Source organism: Alitabrizicola rongguiensis (genome assembly GCF_021491355.1).
Taxonomy (GTDB): Bacteria; Pseudomonadota; Alphaproteobacteria; order Rhodobacterales; family Rhodobacteraceae; genus Aliitabrizicola; species Aliitabrizicola rongguiensis.
Genome location: NZ_JAKENF010000003.1, coordinates 73,091 through 96,696 on the forward strand (window position 1 = coordinate 73,091; position 23,606 = coordinate 96,696).

The following is a 23,606-nucleotide window of genomic DNA, read 5'->3' on the forward strand; positions in this document are numbered from 1 at the left end:
GCGGCCAGCCCGGAGCGAGAGATGGAAGCGGCGATCGACGGACTGGTGAAGTTCATGGCCACGCATTCGGCCTGGGCCTTCTGGATCGCCCTGCTCTTCGCCTTTGCCGAGAATCTCGCCTTCCTGTCGCTGGCCATCCCGTCGACCGCAATCCTGGTCGCCGTCGGCGCGCTGGTCGCGACGGGCGAGCTCAGCTTTACGCCGATCTTCATCGGCGCCTCGATCGGCGCGATCCTGGGATCGACGCTGTCGTGGTTCCTGGGCCTGATCTACGGCGACTACATGCTGAACTTCTGGCCGATCAACAAGCATCCCGACCTGGTGCAGCGTGGCAAGGACGCGTTCAACAAGTGGGGACCCTTCGCGATCATCCTCGGTCATTTCTTCGGGCCGCTCCGGCCCGTGGCCTTCCTTCTCTGCGGCATCGCGCTGATGCCCTTCGGCAAGTTCATGCTGTTCAACCTCGTGGGGTCGATCGGCTGGGCCTTTGTCGTGCCGAAATCCGGCGAGGTGGGCGGACTCATCATCGGATGGGTCTGGAACCTCTTCGCCGGTCACTGATCCCCGCATTTTCTGCTATCCTCAGCCCGGACGCGGGCGGCCAGGGGGCCGCCTCGCGCCCCTTGCCATAGGAGACCCGCCATGGCCGACCTGACCTCCAACTTTATCGGCATCAAATCCCCGAACCCCTTCTGGCTGGCCTCGGCGCCGCCGACGGACAAGGAATACAACGTCCGCCGCGCCTTCGAGGCCGGCTGGGGCGGCGTCGTGTGGAAAACGCTCGGGTCCGAAGGGCCGCCGATCGTCAACGTCTCGGGCCCGCGCTATGGTGCGATCTGGGGTTCGGACCGCAGGCTGATGGGGCTGAACAACATCGAGCTCATCACCGACCGACCACTCGAGGTGAATCTGCGCGAGATCAAGTCGGTCAAGCGCGACTATCCCGACCGGGCGCTGGTCATCAGCCTGATGGTGCCCTGCGACGAGGAGAGCTGGAAGGACATCCTCAAGCGCATCGAGGATACCGAGGCGGACGGGGTGGAGCTGAACTTCGGCTGCCCGCATGGCATGGCCGAGCGCGGCATGGGCTCGGCCGTGGGGCAGGTGCCGGAATACATCGAGATGGTCACCCGGTGGGTAAAGCAGTACAGCCGGATGCCCTGCATCGTGAAGCTGACGCCGAACGTCACCTCGATCCTGCCGCCGGCGATGGCGGCCAAGCGCGGCGGGGCGGATGCCGTGTCGCTCATCAACACGGTCAAGTCGATCACCAATGTCGATCTCGACGCCTTCTCGCCCTTCCCGACGATCGACGGCAAGGGCAGCCACGGCGGCTATTGCGGCCCGGCTGTGAAGCCGATCGCGCTGAACATGGTGGCCGAGATCGCGCGCCATCATGAAACCCGCGGACTGCCGATTTCGGGGATCGGCGGCGTCACCACCTGGCGTGACGCGGCGGAGTTCATGGCGCTTGGCTCGGGCAACGTGCAGGTCTGCACGGCGGCCATGACCTATGGCTTCAAGGTCGTGCAGGAGATGATCTCGGGCCTGTCGCAGTATCTGGACGAAAAGGAAATGGCGCTGTCCGACCTGGTCGGCCGCGCCGTGCCGAATTTCGTCGAATGGCAGGACCTGAACCTCAACTACGTGACCAAGGCGCGGATCGACCAGGACGCCTGCATCAAATGCGGTCGCTGCTATGCCGCCTGCGAGGACACCAGCCACCAGGCCATCGCGATGAAGCCGGGCCGCGTCTTCGAGGTGAAGGATGACGAATGCGTCGCCTGCAACCTTTGCGTCAACGTCTGCCCGGTCGAGAACTGCATCACGATGGAGACGCTGCCGCTCGGCGCGCTGGACGAACGCACGGGCCGCCGGGTGGAACCCTATGCCAACTGGACGACCCATCCGAACAACCCGATGGCGGTCAAGGCGGCAGAGTGATCGTGAGGACCGGCCTGCCGTCAGGGGCGGCCGGTCCAAAAGCCTTTGAAGGCTTTCGGCAAATTTCTTCGAAGAAATTTGCGCCCGCGCTGTTCCGGCCGGTCAGAAGAACCCGCGCGGGATCAGGCGGTGGTGATAGGCCTCGCGCTCCAGATCCTCGCGGAAATCCGGATGCGCGATGCCGATCAGCGCCTTCGCCCGCTCCGGGACCGACAGGCCCTTGAGGCAGACCGAGCCATATTCGGTGACGATATACATCACGTCGGTTCGTGGCGTGGTGACGGTGTTGCCATGGGTCAGGTGCAGGTTGATGCGGCTTCTCCGGTCGCCTTTCTTGTCATAGGTCGAGGACAGGCACAGGAACGATCGCCCGCCCGGTGAGGCATAGGCGCCGCGCAGGAACTGCAGCTGCCCGCCCGTCCCGCTGATATGCCGAAGCCCGTCCGACTCCGACGCCGCCTGTCCGGTCAGGTCGATCTGGGTCGTGTTGTTGATCGACACCATGTTGTGGTTCTGCATGATGTTCTGCGGCAGGTTGGTGTAGTCGACCGGGCAGCAGTGGAAATCCGGATTGTCGTTCACGGCGTCGTAAAGCGGCTTCGATCCCAGGCCGAAGCTGTAGACTATCTTGCCACGGTCGATCTGCTTGCGCGCACCGGTCAGGAACCCTGCCTTGTAAAGGTCGATTATCCCGTCGGTCAGCATCTCGGTATGGATGCCGAGGTCCTTGACGCTGCTTTCGGCCAGAAGCGAGCAGACGGCGTTCGGCATGCCGCCGATGCCGATTTGCAGGCAGTCGCCGTCGTCGATCCTTTCCATGATGAGACGCGCCACCGCTCGGTCGACTTCGGTCGGCGGCGGGTTTGGAAGCTCGGTCAGCGGATGGTCGTCGCCACGCAAGATGAAATCGACTTCCGAGACATGAAGGTGGTTCTCGACCCCTTTGCAGAGGGGCACGGCCTCGCTTTCCTCGACGATGACCAGGCGCGCCCGCTCGGCGACCGCGCGGTGCCAGAGATTGGCCGGCCCGAGGTTGAAGTTGCCGTCCTTGTCCATCGGCCGGGTCTTGAAGACGGCGACATCCACCGGCGGAAGGAAGCGGCGGTAATAGTCGGGGATCTCGCCGAGGTTCACCGGCAGATAGGACACGATCCCGGCATCGTGCTTGCGCCGGTCATAGCCCGAGAAATGCAGGCTGAGCATGAAGAAATGCTGGTTGTCGGGATCGTGTTCCAGCACCGCGCGGGGGCGGGTCGACAGGCAGGTCCGGACCTTGACCCCGTGCAACTCGGCGCGGCGTTCGGCAAGCGCGGCATCAAAGACATCGGGCTGGGCCAGCACCGCGCCGTAATCGACCCACATGCCGGACTGCACCAGACCAGCCGCTTCCGCGGCCGAAATCCGCCGGGCCGGTGCCGCAGCCTTGCGCATCATCATCCTGAAATCTCCCCCGGAACAGGCTCCCCCTGCCAGAATCCGCGATTTGGCGCAGGGCACAAGCGTTTTCGCCGGGGGTCAGACGGCAAGAAGCCTGCGGAAGACCGTCTCGAGATACAGATGCGCCTCTGGGTAGGGATCGGGTTCCGCCGGGCCGAGGACCGCATGGACCTGTACGTCGAAGTCGGCATAGTGCTGGGTCAGGGCCCAGATCGAGAAGATCAGGTGCACGGGGTGGACGCGGGCGATGCGACCCTCGTCCATCCAGCGCGTCAGGACGGCAGCTTTCTCTTGGACCAGCGTCCGCAGATCGCCTTCGATCGCTTCCTGGATCCGTGGCGCACCCTGAAGGATCTCGTTGGCGAAAAGCCGGCTTTCGCGCGGGAAATCGCGGCTGAGTTCCAGCTTGCGCCGGACATAGGCCAGCAACTCTTCAACCGGTTCGCCGGCCGGGTCCATTTCGCGCAAGGGGTCGAGCCAGGTGTCGAGCAGGCCGCTCAGCAGCGCGACATGGATCGCCTCTTTCGATGGGTAGTAGTAGAGCAGATTGGGCTTCGACAGGCCCGCAACCTCGGCAATCTGGTCAAGCGTCGCGCCGCGAAAGCCGTGTTGGGAAAACACCTCGAGCGCGGCGTCAAGGATCGCCTCCGAGTTCCGCTGCTGGATTCTCGTGCGCGGCTTGCTCATCGCCCTGCCGCCTGAAGCCGACCTTCCGCGCCCATCTTGCCTTTCCTGACCCTTCCCCTCTTGCTACCCTGCAATTGACCGTCCGGTCAAATATTCACCTCCTGCAAGAGGGGCCTGCTTGTGGCTGATACCGGCTGGAGCGTCCGTCCGATGCGGATCGACGACATCCCCGCGACGATGGAGATGCGGGCGCTGACCCGTGAAAACCCCGTCACGCGCGAGGAGATGGAGCGCGACTACGGCATTACGCCCGAAGGCGTGGCGGCAGACATGAGCCGGGGGCTGTTCGGCTGGGTGGTCGAGGCGGGGAGCGGCATCGTGGGCTTTGCGATGGGCGACGAACGGACGGGCGAGGTGGTTGTGGTGGCCCTTTTGCCCGACTGGGAGGGACGGGGCATCGGCCGCAACCTGCTTCACCGCGTAACAACGCGCCTGCTGGCCGCCGGGCACGAGCGGCTGTGGCTCTACGCAAACCCCGATCCCGATGTCCGGGCAAGCGGCTTCTACGAAAGACTTGGATGGCGGGCGTCGGGTGAACGGCACGGCGAGGATGTCGTTCTGGAATGGCGGCGGTCCCGAGGCCGAGATCACCCGGCTTGATCTGGCTGGCCCGGTCAATCTTTGCGGTCCGGTGATCTTTGAACTCTCCCCGTCATGCGCTAGCCTTCAGACAAAACAGAACAGCGAGGCAAATCATGCAGGCGACACGACGGGCAATCTTGATCGGCATTTCCGTTTTGGGCTTGTCGGCCTGTGTGGGTGGCGGTGGACGCGTGGCGAGCGCGGGACCGGAGCCGATCATGCAGCCGGTGCCCAATCCCGACTACGACCGGTGGGTTGCTGCCTTCCGGCCGCGCGCCGAGGCGAGGGGCATCTCGGCCGCGACCTATGACCGGGCCTTTGCCCATGGCGGCTATATGCCCGAGGTGATCGAGAAGGCGAATAACCAGACCGAGTTCAAGCGCTCGCTCCAGGACTATCTGGCCATCACCGCCTCGGACGAGAAGGTGGCGAACGGCAAGGCGGCGCTGGCACGCTATCGCGGATTGATCGACTCGATCTCGGCGACCTACGGGGTGGAGCCCGAGGTGATCGTCGCCGTCTGGGGGGTGGAAAGCAATTTCGGCACGCGGACCGGCAACATCCCGGTCGTGGGCGCTTTGTCGACACTGGTCTATAGCGGCTATCGCGCCGACTTCTTCGAGGACCAGCTGATCGCGGCGCTGAAGATCGTCCAGAATGGCGATGTCACGCCCGAGCGGATGACGGGCAGCTGGGCCGGGGCGATGGGGCAGACCCAGTTCATCCCGACGACCTATCTGGCCTATGCGGTGGATTACGACGGCGACGGGCGGCGCGACATCTGGGCGGCGGACCCGACCGACGCGCTGGCCTCGACGGCCGCCTATCTGCAGAAGTCGGGCTGGCGCAAGGGCCAGCCCTGGGGGGTGGAGGTCACTCTGCCGGCAGGGTTCGACACCAGTGTCGCCGGACGCGGCAAGGGCCGCTCGACCTCGGCCTGGGCCGCCATGGGTGTCCGCGACATGAACGGGCGGGTGGTTCCGGATTACGGCCCGGCTTCGCTGCTGCTGCCGGCGGGGTCGTCTGGTCCGGCCTTCCTGATCTTCAACAACTTCAACGCCATCGCCCGCTACAACAACGCGGTCAATTACGTGATCGGCGTCGGTCACCTGTCCGACCGGATCGCCGGTGGACCCGCGATCCAGGGCAACTTCCCGCCAGACGCGCAGGGCCTCACGCTGGCCGACAGGCAGGAGATCCAGCGGCGGTTGACTGCGGCGGGCTACGATACTCAAGGCACAGACGGCGTGATCGGCAAGAAGAGCGAACAGGCGATCCGCGACTATCAGGCCGCACATGGCATGGCTGTGACGGGCGTTGCGACGCAGGAGCTGCTTCAGGCCCTGCGCTGACCGACTGAACGGGGCGTTAAGCAAATCGTTGCCCGGCGGGCCGCACCGATGCTAGGCTCGGGCCAGAGACCGCCGGCAACAGGCGGTCCTGACCAGGGAGTGCAACATGAAACTGACCCGCCGGGCCGCGCTCGGGGCTGGAGCCGCCGCCCTTGCCACGCCATTCCTTTCGCGTCTCGCCCTTGCCCAGGGCCGGACCGTCAATGTCTACAACTGGGCAGACTATATCGGTGAGACCACGCTGGCAGATTTCGAGGCCGCAACCGGCATCACGCCGGTCTATGACGTCTATGACAGCGCCGAGGCGGCAGAGGCCAAGCTTATGGCGGGTCAATCGGGCTATGACGTGGTCGTGACCGCAGGCCGGAACCTGCCGCGGTTCAAGGCGGCGGGCATCATGGCGCCGCTCGACAAGGCGAAGATGCCGAACCTTGTGCATATGGACCCGGCGATCATGGCGATCCTCGATCCGCTCGATCCGGGCAACGCCTATGCGCTTCCCTATATGTGGGGGACCACCGGCATCACGGTGAACCGCAAACTGGTCGAGGAATTCGCCCCCGGCACCGATCCATCGACGCTCGATTTCCTGTTCGATCCGGTGGTGATGGAGAAATTGTCGGCCTGTGGCGTCAACATGCTCGACAGCCCCGGCACGGTGATGCCGATGATCCTGGCCTGGCTTGGCAAGAATCCGATGTCGCAGGATCCGGCGGATCTGGATGCGGCGATCGCCGCCTTCGACAAGGTCCGCCCCTTCATCCGGTCCTTCGACAACAACGCCTACATCGCCAACATGGCCAATGAAGAGCTTTGCGTCACCATGAACTGGGCCGGCGACTATGCCGTGTCGGTCACGCGGGCGAAGGAAGCTGGCCTTGATCTTGACCTGCAGTATTTCGTGCCCAAGACCGGCGGCACGATGTGGGTCGATGCCTTCATCATCCCCGCGGATGCCGCCAACAAGGAAGAGGCGCATGCCTTCCTCGATTTCATGATGAAGCCAGAAGTGATTGCCGCGGCGACGAACTACACGGCCTATGCCAACGCAAACAAGGATGCCGACGCACTGGTCGATCCGGCGATCCGCGGCAACCCGGCCGTCTATCCCGATGCCGAGGTCAAGGCGCGTATCTGGCTGCCCGAAGCGGTCAGCGCGGACTATGACAGCGCTCGCACGCGCGCCTGGCAGCGGATCATGACCGGCAGTTGAGCTTCGTGCCAAAAGTCTTTGAAGACTTTTGGCAATTTCTCTTGAAGCAGATTGCGCGCTAGCCTTGGCTGTGGATCAGCCGCAGGGCGCGGATCACCAGATTGTGGTCCTCGACCTGCGGCAGTCCGGAAACCGTGGCGACGGCGACAACCCCGGTGCCCTTGACCCGGATCGGGACAGCGCCGCCATGATCGGCGTAATCCGAGGTATCCAGGCCATGCACCGCCAGGCTTTCGCCCTTGGCCTTGTTCTGTAGCCCGACCACGAGTGACGCCTTGCGGAAGGCTAGGGCTGTGTTGCTTTTCCGCCGGGCCCAGTTGTCGTTGATCCCGCCGGATCCGGGCAGGGCGGCATGGAACAGGGTTCGGTCCGAGCTGCGGATATCGATGACGACGGGATGGCCAGCCTCGCTGGCGAGGCGAACCAGCGCAAGGCCGAGCTCGATCGCCCTGTTCTCGTCGAAGGACTCGAAGGCGAGGGCGCGTTCCTCGGCATCATAGGTGCTGGCGTCCAATGGGCAGTCCTTTCAGAAGGCCGAGCGGAACCGCTCGGGTATGAGATAGGTCTTGCGGTTGTGAAGTTTCCCGTGGCGCCAGATGCCCTCGGCAGCGTCGAAGGACCAGTCGGACCGGATGCGCTCCCGCTGCCAGTCGAACCGGAAATCGGTTGTCTGCGGCTTCCCCTTGGCGACGAAGGAGTCGAGGAAGTCGATAATCTCCGTCTGGTCCCGGGACCATCCGTTTCCCGCCGGCGCCTCGTCGTCCTCGGGCGCCTCGCCCATGAAGGTGTTGCGGCTGGCTTGCCGCTCGAGGAGCAGGTCACGGTCCATGAAGCGCAAGTGGAACAGGTACAGGGCTGGGTCGATATCCAGCGTCTGATGCGAGGCATAATGCCCGCCGGGCGACCAGCGCACCGGCACGCCCAGAATGCAGGGCTTGCTATAGCTTGCATTGACGCGTGCATGGCTTCGCTGATCCAGCACAGGGCGCGCCGGGTCGAAGGAGGATGTCTCGAGATCGGTCCGGTGAATAATCTCTACCCCGAAGGGCGAGATGACACCCCGCTCTCTCGCCGTGAGGAGCGTGGCCAGCGGATCAGAGGTGATCTGCGGATCGGCGACGATCAGCTCGTCAACATCGTGCAGGACAACCACATCAAATCTCGCGAGCAGCATCGCGGCCAAATCGGCAAGCATCGACCAGCGCCTGCGTTCCCATCCCGCGGCGATCGCTCCGCGGGGCAGGACCAGAGCCTGACATCCTTCGGCCTCGGGTGGGATGTCCTGGTCCCCGCCATCGAACAGGATGAAGAGCTGCGATTTCGGAACAAGCCGGGCGTAATGGTTGATCCAGATCGGCAGGAAGATCGGCTCGTTGCGCACCATGGTGGCAAATGCGACGGGAACCGGATCAACCATTGCGACTGGCCTTGCGGGGCGCCGTCCTCGCTCGGCCGTCATCGGACCGGCGAGAGGGGCGCAGCAGCTGGGGATCCAGTCTGGTCACGAAGCGTTCGGCCAGATCCTCCGCCACGATTCCACGGGCGGCAAGCTCGTCTAGGCAGCGTATCGCCAACGGATAGCTTTGGAAGGTCGAGGCGGCGAGCAGGGCCAGGTGCTTCAGCTGTTCGTCCGAAAAGGTTTCGAAATGCGAGATGTCCTTCACATAAACCGCGTCGCCATCGACCAGCTGGTCCTGCGCGATCGCCGATCTCAGGCGCCCGGACTGCGAGTTGGGCACCATCACGCTCTTGTTGAACAGGAACTTGTGCAGCCCGAATCCCAGATCCCGCAGGCCAAGATCAAGGCCTCCCATCATCGGCTCGCCGACATAGAGCCTCAGGTACCGAAGCTCCACGATCACGGCCACAGCCTCGGACAAGGCCCGCCGCGCCGCCTCGATCACCATCAGTTCGGCGCCCTGGATGTCGATCTTGAGGAGGTCGATCGGCCCCAGGTCCTCAAGGCTGTCGAGACGCACGGTCTCCATCTCGATCCTTTGTTGGACCTTGCCCCAACGAGGATGCCCGAGAAGCGTCAGGCCGGGCATGTACGGCTCAAGGAGCGAGGTCATGCCTGACGACCGCATCACCTTCAGTTCCATCGTTTCGCCATTGCCGACGGCATGGGGCAGATAGCGCTCGTTCGGTGTGTGCCGCTCCTGAAGGGCCGCGAACGCCTCGGGCTGCGGTTCGAATCCGGTGACGACACATCCGCCGGACGCCAGCAACGGCGCATAGGGTGGCACGTTGATCGGGTTCGCCCCAACATCCACGATCGAGGTGGGCCGAACGGGGCTCAGTTCGTCAAGCAACAGCGCAAGGAAGGGCGGCGCTTCAGTCACGCCAGGTCCAGTCTGGAAGCATCAGTGCAAGAGCGCGATGGCGCAATCTCGTTGAGGGAAGGAAACCCAACGACGCCCGTCTGGGTCTCGCAGCAATGGAGAGACATCGTCAAAGAACTGCCTCGACTGGGAATTGTCAGGACGCAACCTGCTGCATTGCACAGGTTCGGGCAAGATGCGGGACGCAGATGACGGAAATCAAGAACGGAACGGCCGCCCCGTCCGATTGGCTGGGGCGGCCGCGACGCAATCAGCTTTTTAGCCCGCGTTCTTCTGCAGCTGGACCTGATAGGTGTTTCCGTTCGACATGATGACCTTCACGTCGGTCGGCTGGGTGTAGGTCGAGGCGTCGACATCCTTTACGGCCTTGCAGACCTCGTGGCCGAATTCGATCTCGCCGGTCTGTTCCTTGATCTGGTTCGCAAGCGCGCCCGGCATGAGCACATCCGTATTGCCGCATTTGACCCGAACGGTCGCAGTCGGCGCAGAGCAGGCAGTCACGAGCAGCAGTGCCGTGAAACCGGCGATCAGTGATCCCTTCATCTTCTTGGCCCTCCCAGTGAATGTTTAAAGTAATGGAGGACGACTCGATGCCGTCCGAGGCGAGCTTAGAGCGGAATCGCATGAACCCTCGTTAAATTCGACACATTCCCCAGATTGACATCATCCCGCGGAAGCGCTGCGCTTACAGCGCCCCGATCCCCGTCAGGATGATGGTCTTGACGCTGTCCTTCGCGGCCTTCCACTGGCGGTCGGACAGAGGCTTGCCGGCGTTCAGCGTTTCGATCTGGTGGCCAAAATCGGCATAGTGCTGGGTTGTGGCCCAGAGCATGTAGAGCAGGTGGCGCGGATCGACCGGCGCCATCTTGCCCTCGTCGATCCAGCGCTGGATCACCGCGATCCGCCCCTCGGTCCAGTCGCGGAGCGTCGTCTCCAGATAGTCCTGGATCACTGGGGCACCGTGCATGACCTCAGAGGCCCAGACCTTCGATCCGTCGGGATGGCGGCGGCTGATCTCCATCTTGGCGTCGATATAGGCGCCAATCCCTTCGACCGGGCCGGGGGCATTGTCGAAGGTCTCGGCCGCCTTCAGCCAGATCTCGAAAATGTCGCGCACGACGCGGCGATAGAGGTCTTCCTTGGTTGCGAAATAATAGTGCAGGTTGGCCTTGGGCAATCCGGCCACATCGGCGATGAGCTGCATCGTCGCGCCGCCAAACCCAGCCTCTGCAAAGACTTTTTCCGCTGCCGAAAGAATGAGCTTCTCATTCTCGCGCCGGATTTCTGTTCGGCGAAGGGGGCGGGGGGCCTCGGTCATCCTGTCGCGCGCCTCAAGATATTCGTTGACCGGATGGTCAGGTTATGGTGCCTTCTTTCCTGACCATATGGTCAGACACGGATTCGTCGCAAGAGGCGCGCGAGACGCCCCGCGACCAGGGAGAGCAAGCTGATGCCAGCACCCGGAGCCAACCTGCGGATCAATGGCCCGCGCCTGTGGGACAGCCTGATGGAGATGGCCAAGATCGGGCCGGGCGTGGCGGGGGGCAACAACCGTCAGACGCTGACCGATGCCGACAACGAGGGCCGCCATCTGTTCAAGCGCTGGTGCGAAGCCGCCGGTATGACCATGGGCGTCGACACCATGGGCAACATGTTCTTCACCCGGCCGGGGACAGACCCCGATGCGCTGCCGGTCTATATGGGCTCGCATCTCGACACCCAGCCCACGGGTGGCAAGTTCGATGGGGTTCTGGGGGTGCTGGGCGCGCTCGAAGTGGTGCGCTCGATGAACGACCTCGGCGTGAAGACAAAGCACCCGATCGTGGTGACCAACTGGACGAACGAGGAAGGCGCGCGTTTTGCGCCGGCCATGCTCGCCTCGGGCGTCTTCGCCGGTCTTCATACCGAGGAATACGCCAAGGCGCGGACTGACCTCGACGGCAAGGTCTTCGGCGAGGAGTTGGCGCGGATCGGCTGGGTCGGAGACGAAAAGGTCGGCGCCCGCAAGATGCACGCGATGTTCGAGCTGCATATCGAGCAGGGCCCGATCCTTGAGGCCGAGGGCAAGGATATCGGCGTTGTCACCCACGGGCAGGGTCTGTGGTGGCTGGAGATCACGCTCACCGGCAAGGACGCTCATACCGGCTCGACTCCCATGAATATGCGGGTCAATGCAGGCCTCGGCATGGCGCGGATCACCGAACGGGTCCACCAGATCGCCATGAGCCACCTGCCGAATGCCGTAGGCGCCGTGGGGCAGGTGAAGGTCTTCCCGAACTCGCGCAACGTCATCCCCGGCAAGGTGATCTTCACCGTCGACATCCGCTCGCCCGAGCAGGCCAAGCTCGACGCGATGAAGGCCGAGGTGATCCGTCACGCCAATGCGGTGGCCGCCGAGCTGGGGTTGAGGATCGGGATCGAGGAGGTCGGGCATTTCGACCCGGTCACCTTTGATGCGGGCCTCGTGAAGACCGTCCGGGCGGCGGCGGAGCGGCTGGGCTACAGCCACATGGACATCGTGTCCGGCGCCGGCCATGACGCCTGCTGGATCAACCGGGTGGCGCCGACGGTGATGGTGATGTGTCCCTGCGTCGACGGGCTGAGCCATAACGAGGCCGAGGAAATCAGCCCGGAATGGGCGGCGGCGGGGACGGATGTGCTGCTGCACGCGGTGCTGGAAACGGCGGTGATCGTGGACTGAGGGCGGACCGGGGCTCTGCCCCGGACCCCGGAATATTTCTGAACAGAAGAAGAGGGTTGGAGGGAGAACCTCGCCCGGTTTCGCAAGGAGGAAGCGACGATGAGCACAGTCATCAAGAACGGCACGATCGTCACCGCCGACCTGACCTACAAGGCGGATGTGCTGGTTGATCGGGGGGTCATCATCCATATCGGCGAGAATCTCGTGGGCACCGAGGTGCTGGATGCGACCGGCTGTTATGTGATGCCGGGCGGGATTGATCCGCATACCCATCTCGAGATGCCGTTCATGGGCACCTATTCGGCGGACGATTTCGAGTCCGGCACGCGGGCGGCGCTGGCGGGTGGCACGACGATGGTCGTGGACTTCATCCTGCCGGGGCAGGGCCAGGGCCTGATGGATGCCGCGCAGATGTGGCACAACAAGTCGGGCCGGGCGCATTGCGACTATTCCTATCACATGGCGATCACCTGGTGGGGCGAGCAGGTCTGGCACGACATGGCGGACTCGGTGAAGGCCGGGATCACCTCGTTCAAGCATTTCATGGCCTACAAGGGCGCGCTGATGGTGAACGACGACGAGATGTTCGCCTCGTTCCGTCGGGTGGGCGATCTGGGCGGTGTCGCGCTTGTTCATGCCGAGAATGGCGACGTGGTGGCGGAACTGACGGCGAAGCTGCTGGCCGAGGGCAATACCGGGCCCGAGGCGCATGCCTATTCCCGCCCGCCGCAGGTCGAGGGCGAGGCGACGAACCGCGCCATCATGATCGCCGACATGGCGGGCGTGCCGCTTTACGTGGTGCACACCTCCTGCGAGGAGGCGCATGAGGCGATCCGCCGGGCGCGGGCGCAGGGCAAGCGCGTCTGGGGCGAACCGCTGATCCAGCACCTGACTCTGGATGAAAGCGAGTACTTCCACCCCGACTGGGACCATGCGGCGCGGCGGGTCATGTCGCCGCCGTTCCGCGACAGGAAGCATCAGGACAGTCTCTGGGCCGGGTTGCAATCCGGGTCGCTGTCTTGCGTTGCGACCGACCATTGCGCCTTCACCACCGAGCAGAAGCGCTTTGGCGTCGGCAACTTCGCCAAGATCCCGAACGGGACCGGGGGCCTTGAGGACCGGCTGCCGATGCTCTGGACCGCCGGGGTGAATACCGGGCGGCTGACGCCGAACGAATTCGTGGCCGTCACCTCGACCAACATCGCCAAGATCCTGAACTGCTATCCGAAGAAGGGCGCGGTTCTGGTGGGGGCGGATGCCGATCTGGTGGTCTGGGACCCGGAGAAGACCAAGACGATCTCGGCCAAGAGCCAGCAATCCTCGATCGACTATAACGTCTTCGAGGGGAAAGAGGTGAAGGGCCTGCCACGCTACACTCTGACCCGGGGCCGCGTGGCGGTCGTGGACGGCGCGTTCAAGGGGCAGGAAGGGCACGGCCAGTTCGTGGCCCGCGAGCCGCGCCCTGCGGTCAACCGCGCCCTGACCCAGTGGAAAGAGCTGACCGCGCCGCGCCCGGTGGTGCGGACCGGCATCCCGGCGACGGGGGTGTGATGTCAGGCGACGCCTTCGGTCACCAGCGCCTCGAGCTCGGGCAGGAGGATGACGCTCTCCTGCTCGTGCGGGTCGGTGCGCGCGATGACCGCGCGGGCGACGCCGGGGCCGGGATTGAAGGGCAGATGCGGCATGTCGGCGGGGATGTAGAGAAGCTCGCCCGCTTCGACTTCCATGCGGTTTTCCAGCCGTGGCCCCCAGTACATCACCGTTCGCCCTTCCAGCGCGTAGATCGCGGTTTCGTGGGTGGCGTGTTTGTGCGCCTTGGCGCGTCCGCCGGGAGGGATGGTCAGGAGGTGCATGCAGATCGCCTGGGACCCGGCGGTTTCGCGGGCGATACCCTCGAAATAGGAGAAGCCCTGCTTGCCGTCGTAGGTGGCGCCGGGGCGGAGCTTGATGCAGTCGGTCATGGCGAGAGTGTCCGGTCGCTGTCGTCTGGACGACTGTCGCGCGGTTCGGGGAGTCTGTCCAAGGGATTTGCCTCGGGCGCGGGCCGGGGCGGAGCGAAGGTCATGACCGGAGCATCGAAGAAGCGTTCCTCCAGATCCTCGGGTTCGGGTGCGAAGGCGAGTGTCGATGGCATTGGTCTCCTCCCATGCCGGGCAGATGGGGACTGGTGCCGGCATGTGCAACAGTGCGGGCGAAGCGCGTAGGATTGATGACGAACTGGTGAAGACCGGTCGCAGGGACAGGGGCGGATGACGGACAAGGCAGTGATCGAGGCCAAGGGGGTCAATCTCGTTTTCGAGACGAATGACGGCCCGGTGCAGGCGCTCAAGGACGTGAACCTGACAGTCGGTAAGGGCGAATTCGTCAGCTTCATCGGGCCGTCGGGCTGCGGCAAGACCACGCTTCTGCGCGCGATCGCGGCGCTCGAAACGCCCACGGGCGGGACGCTGACCGTGAATGGAATGAGCCCGGACGCCGCGCGAAAGGCGCGCGCCTATGGCTATGTCTTTCAGGCAGCGGGGCTTTACCCGTGGCGGACAATTGCAGGGAATGTGAAACTTCCCCTTGAGATCATGGGGTTTTCCAAGACTGATCAGGACGAGCGTGTTCGAAAAGTGCTATCGTTGGTCGAGCTGGACGGCTTTGGCGCAAAGTTTCCCTGGCAGTTGTCGGGCGGCATGCAGCAGCGGGCGAGCATCGCGCGGGCGCTGGCCTTCGACGCCGACATTCTCTTGATGGACGAACCATTTGGTGCGCTGGACGAGATCGTGCGCGACCGGCTGAACGAGGAATTGCTCAAGCTCTGGGCGCAAACGGAAAAGACCATCGGCTTCGTCACCCATTCGATCCCGGAGGCGGTCTATCTATCGACGAAGATCGTCGTCATGTCACCGCGGCCGGGGCGGATCACCGACATCATCGAAAGCACACTGCCGCGCGAGCGGCCGCTCGACATCCGCGACACGCCGGAATTCCTGGCGATCTCGCACAGGGTCCGCGACGGGCTGAGGGCGGGGCATTCCTATGATGTCTGAGATGTGCCGCCGCGTCGCCCTTGTCGCCGCGGTCGGTTGCCTGACCGGCGGCGGTGCCTTTGCGGAAACCGAAGCGCAGTCCTACGGGATCGGCATCAGCCCTGCGCATCCGCAGGATGATGCAAGCTTCGCGGGCGGTGTCACCATCAGCGCCCTCCTGGTGCTTGAGCGGACCAAAGAGCCGGCGTCGGTCGTCGAAGAGGCCGAGACGATCCAGCTGGTCACGAGTCTGACGGCCGATCCCAAGATCGCGGATCGCCGGCTGAAGCTCAGCTGCACGGTGACCTTCATCGATCCCGAGGGAAACCAGGACGAGGCCCTGAATGGCCCCTGCTTTTCGGGCAATACGCAGGCCCTGGTCGGGCGTGAGGAGCGGTTGAAGCTCCGGTTCCGCTTCAAGCCCTCGCCAGACGATCCCGCGGGCGTGGCCGGGATCAAGCTTCTGATCCATGACGACGTCAGCGATGACGACCTGATCCTTGTGCCGACCTACGACTGGCGCGGAGGGCGGCAATGAACCGGGTGCTGCCGATCCTGACAGTGGTCGCGGTGATCGTCGCGCTCTGGTACGCCGCGACGGTTTGGATGAATGCGCCCTGGGTGCGCGACCAGGCGGCGCGGGCCGGGCAGGAGGTCACGACCTCGCAATTGGTCCGCGAGACTTTGAATCAGGAGCGGCCTGTTCTGCCTGCGCCTCACCAGGTGATCGCGGAGCTGTGGAAAGGTGTTTCAGGTCAGGCGGTTACATCCAAGCGCAGCCTTGTCTACCATGCGTGGATCACGGTATCCGCCACGCTTCTGGGCTTTGCGATCGGGGCGGGTCTGGGCATTCTTCTGGCGATCGGCATCGTTCATAACCGGGCGATGGACCTGAGCGTGATGCCCTGGGCGATCGCCAGCCAGACGATCCCGATCCTCGCCATCGCGCCGATGATCATCGTGGTGCTGAACTCGGTGGGCGTGCAGGGGCTGATCCCCAAGGCGATCATCAGCGCCTATCTCAGCTTCTTCCCGGTGGTCGTGGGGATGGTGAAGGGCTTCCGCAGCCCCGACCGGATGCAGCTGGACCTCTTGAAGACTTACAGTGCGAGCCAGAGCCAGACCTTCTGGAAGCTGCGCTGGCCATCCTCGGCCCCCTATCTCTTTGCCTCCCTCAAGGTTGCCGTCGCGGCATCGCTGGTCGGCGCGATCGTGGGCGAGATGCCGACTGGCGCCGTGGCCGGCTTGGGCGCGCGGCTTCTGTCTGGCAGTTACTACGGGCAGACGATCCAGATCTGGTCGACCCTGTTCATGGCGGCCCTGGTTGCGGCGGCGCTGGTTGCGATCGTCGGCGGGATAGAGCGGGTGACGCTCAAGCGGATGGGGATGGCACGATGAGCGGCGCGTTGCCCGGCTGGATGCGGATGCCCCTGATCGGCTTCGTGCTGGTGCTGGGTTTCTTTGTGCTGGTGCCGCTGCTCGAGGGCCTTCCCGTGGCCGAGGTGGGGCGGGTTCTGGCCGATCCGCGGCTCTGGACGGTGTTGCTGGTCTGGGTTCTGGCCTGGATGGGCAATGCCTGGCTCTCGGAACGCGCCACGACCCGGCTTGCCAAGGGGGTCGTGGCCGCCTGTTTCGGGCTGACGCTGCTTCTGTTGTGGGAGCTGATGACAAGGCTCTATGCCGTGCCCGAGGTGATCCTGCCCTCTCCGAGCGCCATCTCGGCCAAGATCGCCTCGAACCTCGACACGCTGTGGATCGATTTCGTCCAGACTTTCGTGAAGGGGGCGTTGACCGGCTATCTGATCGGCTGCGCGGCGGCGATCCTGACGGCGATCCTGATCGACCGGTCCTCCTTCCTGCAGCGCGGCCTTTTGCCGATCGGGAACTTCGTCGCGGCACTCCCCATCGTCGGCATCGCGCCGATCCTGGTCATGTGGTTCGGCTTCGACTGGCAGTCGAAGGCGGCGGTGGTGGTGGTCATGGTGTTCTTCCCGGTGCTGGTGAACACCGTGGCGGGCCTTGCGGCGAGCGAACAGATGCAGCGCGACCTGATGGCGACCTGGAATGCAAGCTACTGGCAGACGCTGTTCAAGCTGCGCCTGCCGGCAGCGATGCCGTTCATCTTCAACGGCTTGAAGATCGCCACGACGCTCGCGCTGATCGGCGCCATCGTGGCAGAGTTTTTCGGCAGTCCGATCAAGGGCATGGGCTTTCGCATCTCGACCGAGGTCGGGCGGCTGGGGCTGGACATGGTCTGGGCCGAGATTGCCGTTGCGGCATTGGCGGGATCTGCCTTTTATGGGCTGGTCGCGCTGATCGAGCGGCGGGTGACCTTCTGGCATCCCTCGCAACGACATTGAGAGAACCAAGAACAGGGCGAAACGTGCCCGCAACACGGAGGTTAGAGATGAAAGGTCTAGTGACGGGTCTGGTGACGGCGGCCTTCGCGGCCAGCGGTGCCTGGGCGGCGGATGAGGTCAAGCTCCAGCTGAAATGGGTCACCCAGGCCCAGTTCGCGGGCTACTATGTCGCCAAGGACAAGGGCTTCTACGAGGAAGAGGGCCTTGACGTGACGATCCTGCCGGGTGGCCCGGATATCGCGCCGACGCAGGTGATCGCCGGCGGTGGGGCCGATGTGGTCATCGACTGGATGCCCTCGGCGCTGGCCGCCCGCGAGAAGGGTCTGGCGCTCGTCAACATCGCCCAGCCCTTCAAGTCGTCGGGCATGATGCTGACCTGCCTCAAGGAAAGCGGCATCACCTCGCCCAAGGATTTCCCCGGCAAGACGCTTGGTGTCTGGTTCTTCGGCAACGAATATCCGTTCCTCAGCTGGATGGCGACGCTCGGCATCCCGACCGATGGCAGCGCGAACGGCGTGACCGTGCTGAAGCAGGGCTTCAACGTCGATCCGCTGCTGCAGAAGCAGGCAGCCTGCATCTCGACCATGACCTACAACGAATACTGGCAGGTGATCGACGCCGGCATCACGCCCGAGCAGCTCGTCACCTTCAAGTACGAGGACGAGGGCGTGGCGACGCTGGAAGACGGTCTCTATGTGCTTGAGGACAAGCTGAAGGACCCGGCCTTCGAGGACAAGATGGTCAAGTTCGTCCGCGCCTCGATGAAGGGCTGGAAATACGCCGAGGAGAACCCCGACGAGGCCGCAATGATCGTTCTTGAGAACGACGAAACCGGTGCCCAGACCGAAAAGCACCAGAAGCGGATGATGGGTGAAGTCGCCAAGCTCACCGCCGGCTCCAACGGCGCTCTCGATCCGGCCGACTATGAGCGCACGGTGAAGATCCTGCTCGCCGGCGGCTCGGACCCGGTGATCTCGAAGGCGCCGGAAGGGGCCTGGACCCACCAGATCACCGACAAGGCGCTTCAGTGACCTGACAGACAGTGAAGGCCGCAAGGCCTTCGCGCAAAGAAGGAAGGAGGAGGCCAGGCGCCTCCTCCTTTGCATTTTGGGCAGGGTCGGCGCTGGAATTTACCGGTTCTTGTAAATCTTCTGGCCGGTTGTAAACTCTCTTGAGCGGAGGGAGTTGAGCCATGCCGATGACGGCCCTGACCGGCAGCCGCGTGCGCGAGCGGCGCCTGCTTCTGGGGATGCGCCAGGGCGAACTGGCCGAAGCAGCGGGCATTTCTGCCTCCTATCTCAACCTTATCGAACACAACCGCAGGCGCGTTGCCGGCGAAGTGCTGCTGCGCCTGGCCGCTGCTCTGGACCTGAAACCCGATGTCCTCTCGGAAGGGGCGGAAGGCGTTTTGGTGGCTGACCTGCGCGATGCGGCGGCGGGGGCTTCCGCCCCGATGCCGGAGGTCGATCGGATCGAGGATTTCATCGGCCGGTTTCCCGGTTGGGCCGGGCTCATCTCGGCCCAGCACCGCAGGCTTGGGTCGCTCGAGCGGTCGGTCGCGGCACTGTCGGACCGCATGGCGCATGACCCGCACCTTTCGGCGGCGCTGCACGAGCTTCTGTCAGCGCTCAGCTCGGTGCGGTCTACAGCAGCGATCCTGGCCGAAAGCGAAGAGATCGAGCCGCATTGGCGGGCAAGGTTCCACGCCAACCTTCACGCCGACAGCGAACGGCTCGCGGCCGGGGCCGAGACGCTGGTGGCGTATCTCGATGCTGCGGGCGAGGCGGAAGCGGCAGGCCTAGCCGCGCCACAAGAAGAACTGGAGGCCTGGCTGGCCGCCCATGACTGGCAGATGCCCGAACTCGAACAGGGGGCGGCCGGCCTGGCGCGGCTGCGCGAAGAGGCCGGGCAGCTTGCCTCCAGCGTGGCTCGGGCGCTCGCCGCGGATTGGCTGCGGATCGCCGCCGAAGACGCGAAGCGCCTGCCGATGGAGGCGTTCAAGACGGCGATCGGGCCTGGCCTGCCCGATCCGGCCCAGCTTGCACAGAGTTTCGGTGCGGACATCGTCGCCGTGTTTCGACGGCTGGCCCTAGTGCCGGGTGCGCGGTGGGGCGTTGTCGCCTGCGACGCCTCGGGCACGCTGACGTTTCGCCGCCCGGTCGAGGGCTTCCCGTTGCCGCGCTTTGCTGCCGCGTGTCCACTCTGGCCACTCTACCGTGCACTCGGCCGGCCGATGACCCCGATTACCGGGCTGATCGAGATGGCGTCACGCCGGACGCGGCGGTTCCGCGCGCTCGCTTTCGCCGCGCCGCGCCTGACCGGGGGATTCGGCGGGCCCGAGGTTGTCGAGGCGGCGATGCTTCTTGTGCCGGTCGAAGCGACAAGCGAGCCCGCACTGCCCGTCGGGACAACCTGCCGCATCTGCCCCCGCATCGGGTGTGCCGCGCGGCGTGAACCCTCGCTGATGGACGAAGGTCGCAGCGAGTGACAATTCCCTTTTCAGGCAACTGCTTTGCGCAGATAGTCGGGCAGACTGAAACGGCCGGGGGAGGGCCGATGGGACGTCATGTCTTGCTCGTGGAGGACGAGCCCAACATTACCGAGGCGATCCGGTTCATCCTGGCCCGCGATGGCTGGGAAGTCACGGCGCTAACGGATGGCGCGGCGGCGGAAGCGGCGATCCGCTCGGCCCGACCGGATGTGGTGATCCTCGACGTCATGCTGCCGGGGCGGAGCGGGCTCGATGTGCTTGCGGCCCTGCGGGCCGACGAGTCGACATGCAACCTGCCGGTCCTGATGCTGACCGCCCGCGGACAGGGCCGCGACCGGGCAGAGGCCGAGCGGATCGGGGCGAGCCGCTTCATGACCAAGCCGTTCTCGAACAGCGAGATGCTCGCCACGGTGCGCGAGCTGGCCAGCGCGTGAGGCGCCCCGGTCTTCCCCTTTTCCTGAAGCGGCAGCCGTACCGGCGGCGGCGGGCGATGGACGCGGCGCGCCTTCTGCCAATCCTGGGCGCCTTTCTGTTCCTGTTGCCGATGCTCTGGTCGCCCATGCCGGGAGAGCAGACAGGCCGAAGCACCGCCGCGGACGGGCTCTATCTGTTTCTCGCCTGGGCGATCCTGATCGTTCTGGCCGCCTTGCTTGGATCACGCCTCGTGTCGATCGAGCAGGAAAAACGCAGGCCCGGCAGTAACCCGGAGACGGATGATGCAGGGGATTGAACCTATGGTTCCCTTCAACATCCTTGTGCTCGTCTGTCTGGCCTATGTGCTGGTGCTCTTCGTCGTGGCCTTTGTGGTCGAGCATCCCGCGATCAGGCTCAGGGCGCGCTGGCTGCGCTCGCCGCTGGTCTACACGCTTTCGCTGTCGATCTACTGCACCGCCTGGACCTTCTTCGGCGCCGTCGGCTATGCGGCCCGATCCGGGCTTGAGTTCCTGACGATCTATCTGGGTCCGACGCTTGTCTTCATCGGTTGGTGGTGGGTCCTGCGCAAGCTGGTCAGGATCGGCAAGGCGCAGCGCGTCACCTCGATCGCCGACCTGATTTCGTCGCGCTACGGCAAGTCAAACCTGCTTGGCGTGCTGGTCACCGTGATCGCCGTGACGGCGGCGACGCCCTACATCGCGCTTCAGCTTCAATCGGTTACGCTGTCCTTCGGGGTCTTCGCCAGCCCCGTCGATACCTTCGGCGCTCCGCCCGGCAAGGAGGCGACGGCGCTTTGGGTCGCGGTGGGACTTGCGCTGTTCACCGTTCTCTTCGGGACGCGCAACCTCGACGCCAACGAAAGGCACCACGGGGTCGTGACCGCGATCGCTGTCGAGGCAGTGGTCAAGCTTGTGGCGCTGCTCGGCGTTGGCATCTTCGTCGTCTGGGGGTTGGCCGACGGACCAGCAGAGATCTTCAGCCGGATCGAGGCGAGCCCCGTCGCGAACTGGACGCTGGATCCGGGCCGGTGGATCGGACTGATCTTCCTTTCGGGTGCCGCCGTCCTGTGCCTGCCGCGGATGTTTCAGGTGACGGTGGTCGAGAATGTCGAGGAAAGCCATCTGGCGACCGCCAGCTGGGCCTTTCCGCTGTACCTGGCGCTGATGAGCCTCTTCGTCGTGCCGATCGCCGTGACCGGCCTGATGGTGCTGCCGGAAGGGGCCAACCCCGACCTGTTCGTGCTGACGCTGCCCTTGGCGGGCGGACAGGGAGCTTTGGCGATGCTCGCCTTTTTGGGCGGGTTTTCCTCGGCCACTTCCATGGTGATCGTCGCCGCGATCGCGCTGGCCACGATGGTGTCGAACCATATCGTCATGCCCTTCTGGCTCCGGATGCAGCCCTCCCGCGCCGTCTCGGGCGATGTGCGGCGGATCGTGCTTCTGTCGCGGCGGGTGTCGATCGCGGGAATCGTGGGGCTTGGCTATGCCTATTACCGGCTTTCGGGCGGATCTTCGGCGCTGGCGGCCATCGGCCTGATCTCTTTCGTGGGGGTGGCGCAGATCCTGCCGGCGATGATCGGCGGCATCTTCTGGCGCGGCGCGACCCGCGCCGGTGCGGCGACCGGCATGATCCTGGGAGCGGCGGTTTGGGCCTATTCGCTGTACCTGCCCTCCTTCGGCCCCGAAGGGATCATTTCGGACGCAGTAATGGACCACGGCCCCTGGGGCATTGCCTGGCTCCGTCCGGAGGCGCTGTTCGGGATCGAGGGGATGGACCCGCTGATCCATGCGCTCTTCTGGTCGTTGACGCTCAACGCCATGACCTACTGTCTGGTGTCGATCCTGGGCTTTCCCTCACCGATGGAACGGGTGCAGGGCGCGGCCTTCGTCAATGTCTTCGAGGGCGGACTGACCACCGGCGGCTGGGCGGGTGGCAAGGCCGAGGCAGAGGATCTGCTGATCCTCAGCAGTCGCATCCTCGGCGAGGACGAGGCGCTGGCCTTCTTCCAGGCCGAGGCACGGGCGCAGGGCAAGGAAGGGTTCCTGCCCGACCCGACTCCGGAATTCCTCGACGGCCTGGAGTTGCGGCTGGCCGGTTCGGTCGGTGCGGCCGCCGCCCATGCCATGCTATCGCAGGTCATGGGAGGAGAGACCGTCTCGGTCGAGGATCTGGTCGCGGTGGCGAACGAGACCGCGCAGGTCATGGAATACTCCGCAAAGCTCGAAGAACAGTCCGAGGAACTGTCACGCGTTGCCCGGCAACTGCGCGAAGCCAATGAAAAGCTGACCCAGCTTTCAGAGCAGAAGGACGCCTTCCTGAGCCAGATCAGCCACGAATTGCGCACGCCGATGACCTCGATCCGAGCCTTCTCGGAAATTCTGATGGCGGGTGATGTTCCCTCCGAGCAGGCGGCGCGCCATGCGGGGATCATCCACAGCGAGGCGATCCGGCTCACCCGCCTGCTGGACGATCTGCTGGATCTGAGCGTTCTCGAGAATGGCTCGGTGCGGCTCGACCTTGCCTTGGTCACTGTGCTGGAACTGCTGGACCGCGCCCTGCTGGCCGCCGGCGAGACCCTGCCCGAGCGCCAGTTTGCGGTCCGTCGCGACCTGCCGTCGGAATCGATCTATGTCACGACCGACCCCGACCGCCTGACCCAGGTTTTCATCAACCTGATCTCCAATGCGCGGAAGTATTGCGACGCGGCCCAGCCGGAATTGCGGATCGTCGTGCGACAGCGCGGGGGGCGAATGATCGCCGACTTCATCGACAATGGCACTGGCATTCCCGAGGAAAGCCAGGCGCTTATCTTCGAGAAGTTCTCACGCCTGACCGATCAGAACCGGGCCGGCGGGGCGGGTCTTGGCCTTGCCATCTGCCGCGAGGTGATGGCCAACCTTGGCGGGACGATCACCTATCTGCCGGGGCAGGGCGGTGCGGCCTTCCGCGTGACCTTCCCGCTGCGCTTGCAGAAAGCCGCCTGAGCGACGTGGAACTCAACATTCGGTTTACCGCCCGGGGATTAGCCTTGGACCGTTCGGCAGAAGG

The 23,606-nt window shown here is 64.6% G+C and carries 25 protein-coding genes; 16 read left to right on the forward strand and 9 right to left on the reverse strand.

The features are described from left to right. Positions 1-21: 21 nt before the first annotated feature. Complete coding sequence (locus L0V05_RS11795; protein ID WP_234870730.1) at positions 22-561, forward strand: DedA family protein; 540 nt, start codon at positions 22-24, stop codon at positions 559-561. A gap of 81 nt (positions 562-642) precedes the next feature. Continuing rightward, on the forward strand, positions 643-1,944 hold the full coding sequence (gene preA / locus L0V05_RS11800) for an NAD-dependent dihydropyrimidine dehydrogenase subunit PreA (protein ID WP_234870731.1): 1,302 nt from the start codon (positions 643-645) through the stop codon (positions 1,942-1,944). 102 nt (positions 1,945-2,046) lie between these two features. Here preA and L0V05_RS11805 read toward each other — a convergent pair whose 3' ends face one another. Beyond that, complete coding sequence (locus tag L0V05_RS11805; protein ID WP_234870732.1) at positions 2,047-3,381, reverse strand: acetyl-CoA hydrolase/transferase family protein; 1,335 nt, start codon at positions 3,379-3,381, stop codon at positions 2,047-2,049. A 78-nt stretch (positions 3,382-3,459) separates the two neighbouring features. After that, entirely contained in the window at positions 3,460-4,068 is a 609-nt protein-coding gene (locus L0V05_RS11810; RefSeq protein ID WP_234870733.1) for a TetR family transcriptional regulator C-terminal domain-containing protein, read from the reverse strand. 120 nt (positions 4,069-4,188) lie between these two features. Here L0V05_RS11810 and L0V05_RS11815 point away from each other — a divergent pair, with 120 nt between their 5' ends. The 3 genes from L0V05_RS11815 to L0V05_RS11825 all read left to right on the forward strand — a co-directional run bounded on the left by L0V05_RS11815 (position 4,189) and on the right by L0V05_RS11825 (position 7,215). Continuing rightward, entirely contained in the window at positions 4,189-4,668 is a 480-nt protein-coding gene (locus L0V05_RS11815; RefSeq protein WP_234870734.1) for a GNAT family N-acetyltransferase, read from the forward strand. A gap of 95 nt (positions 4,669-4,763) precedes the next feature. Then, positions 4,764-6,002: a lytic murein transglycosylase gene (locus L0V05_RS11820; protein WP_234870735.1), complete on the forward strand. Its 1,239-nt coding sequence runs from the start codon at positions 4,764-4,766 to the stop codon at positions 6,000-6,002. A 106-nt stretch (positions 6,003-6,108) separates the two neighbouring features. Continuing rightward, complete coding sequence (locus tag L0V05_RS11825; RefSeq protein ID WP_234870736.1) at positions 6,109-7,215, forward strand: extracellular solute-binding protein; 1,107 nt, start codon at positions 6,109-6,111, stop codon at positions 7,213-7,215. A gap of 58 nt (positions 7,216-7,273) precedes the next feature. On the opposite strand, the gene L0V05_RS11830 is transcribed toward L0V05_RS11825, so the two are convergent. The 5 genes from L0V05_RS11830 to L0V05_RS11850 form a co-directional block, all read right to left on the reverse strand. Continuing rightward, positions 7,274-7,729 (reverse strand): heme-degrading domain-containing protein, encoded by a 456-nt coding sequence (locus L0V05_RS11830; protein ID WP_234870737.1) that lies wholly within the window; start codon positions 7,727-7,729, stop codon positions 7,274-7,276. Positions 7,730-7,741: 12 nt separating this feature from the next. After that, a complete protein-coding gene (locus tag L0V05_RS11835; protein WP_234870739.1) occupies positions 7,742-8,632 on the reverse strand; it encodes a hypothetical protein in 891 nt (296 codons plus the stop codon). Beyond that, positions 8,625-9,557, reverse strand: a complete 933-nt coding sequence (locus L0V05_RS11840) for an FkbM family methyltransferase (protein ID WP_234870740.1) — start codon at positions 9,555-9,557, stop codon at positions 8,625-8,627. The genes L0V05_RS11835 and L0V05_RS11840 overlap by 8 nt, the downstream gene beginning before the upstream one ends. A 258-nt stretch (positions 9,558-9,815) precedes the next feature. Beyond that, on the reverse strand, positions 9,816-10,100 hold the full coding sequence (locus tag L0V05_RS11845) for a hypothetical protein (protein WP_234870742.1): 285 nt from the start codon (positions 10,098-10,100) through the stop codon (positions 9,816-9,818). A 142-nt stretch (positions 10,101-10,242) separates the two neighbouring features. Further along, entirely contained in the window at positions 10,243-10,875 is a 633-nt protein-coding gene (locus L0V05_RS11850) for a TetR/AcrR family transcriptional regulator (RefSeq protein WP_234870744.1), read from the reverse strand. 132 nt (positions 10,876-11,007) lie between these two features. On the opposite strand from L0V05_RS11850, the gene L0V05_RS11855 reads away from it, so the two are divergent. Then, entirely contained in the window at positions 11,008-12,258 is a 1,251-nt protein-coding gene (locus L0V05_RS11855) for a Zn-dependent hydrolase (protein WP_234870746.1), read from the forward strand. A gap of 99 nt (positions 12,259-12,357) precedes the next feature. After that, positions 12,358-13,809 (forward strand): dihydropyrimidinase, encoded by a 1,452-nt coding sequence (hydA, locus tag L0V05_RS11860; protein ID WP_234870748.1) that lies wholly within the window; start codon positions 12,358-12,360, stop codon positions 13,807-13,809. A 2-nt stretch (positions 13,810-13,811) separates the two neighbouring features. Here the strand turns inward: hydA and L0V05_RS11865 are convergent, their stop codons facing one another. Beyond that, complete coding sequence (locus L0V05_RS11865; RefSeq protein ID WP_234870750.1) at positions 13,812-14,219, reverse strand: cupin domain-containing protein; 408 nt, start codon at positions 14,217-14,219, stop codon at positions 13,812-13,814. Further along, positions 14,216-14,392, reverse strand: a complete 177-nt coding sequence (locus L0V05_RS11870) for a hypothetical protein (protein WP_234870752.1) — start codon at positions 14,390-14,392, stop codon at positions 14,216-14,218. The genes L0V05_RS11865 and L0V05_RS11870 overlap by 4 nt, the downstream gene beginning before the upstream one ends. A 115-nt stretch (positions 14,393-14,507) precedes the next feature. Between L0V05_RS11870 and L0V05_RS11875 the strand changes: the two genes are divergently transcribed. The 9 genes from L0V05_RS11875 (at position 14,508) to L0V05_RS11915 (ending at position 23,542) form a co-directional block, all read left to right on the forward strand. Next, entirely contained in the window at positions 14,508-15,293 is a 786-nt protein-coding gene (locus L0V05_RS11875) for an ABC transporter ATP-binding protein (RefSeq protein WP_234870754.1), read from the forward strand. Then, positions 15,286-15,810, forward strand: a complete 525-nt coding sequence (locus tag L0V05_RS11880; protein ID WP_234870755.1) for a hypothetical protein — start codon at positions 15,286-15,288, stop codon at positions 15,808-15,810. Before L0V05_RS11875 ends, L0V05_RS11880 begins: the two co-directional genes overlap by 8 nt. Continuing rightward, complete coding sequence (locus L0V05_RS11885) at positions 15,807-16,670, forward strand: ABC transporter permease (RefSeq protein ID WP_234870756.1); 864 nt, start codon at positions 15,807-15,809, stop codon at positions 16,668-16,670. The genes L0V05_RS11880 and L0V05_RS11885 overlap by 4 nt, the downstream gene beginning before the upstream one ends. Before the next feature lie 167 nt (positions 16,671-16,837). Further along, entirely contained in the window at positions 16,838-17,632 is a 795-nt protein-coding gene (locus L0V05_RS11890) for an ABC transporter permease (protein ID WP_234872171.1), read from the forward strand. Between the two features lie 47 nt (positions 17,633-17,679). Next, positions 17,680-18,663: an ABC transporter substrate-binding protein gene (locus tag L0V05_RS11895; protein ID WP_234870757.1), complete on the forward strand. Its 984-nt coding sequence runs from the start codon at positions 17,680-17,682 to the stop codon at positions 18,661-18,663. Positions 18,664-18,824: 161 nt separating this feature from the next. Beyond that, positions 18,825-20,120 (forward strand): helix-turn-helix transcriptional regulator, encoded by a 1,296-nt coding sequence (locus L0V05_RS11900; protein ID WP_234870758.1) that lies wholly within the window; start codon positions 18,825-18,827, stop codon positions 20,118-20,120. A 68-nt stretch (positions 20,121-20,188) separates the two neighbouring features. After that, positions 20,189-20,557 (forward strand): response regulator transcription factor, encoded by a 369-nt coding sequence (locus L0V05_RS11905; protein WP_234870759.1) that lies wholly within the window; start codon positions 20,189-20,191, stop codon positions 20,555-20,557. A 56-nt stretch (positions 20,558-20,613) separates the two neighbouring features. Next, complete coding sequence (locus L0V05_RS11910; RefSeq protein WP_234870760.1) at positions 20,614-20,853, forward strand: hypothetical protein; 240 nt, start codon at positions 20,614-20,616, stop codon at positions 20,851-20,853. A gap of 4 nt (positions 20,854-20,857) precedes the next feature. After that, on the forward strand, positions 20,858-23,542 hold the full coding sequence (locus L0V05_RS11915; RefSeq protein ID WP_234872173.1) for a sensor histidine kinase: 2,685 nt from the start codon (positions 20,858-20,860) through the stop codon (positions 23,540-23,542). Positions 23,543-23,606: the final 64 nt, after the last annotated feature.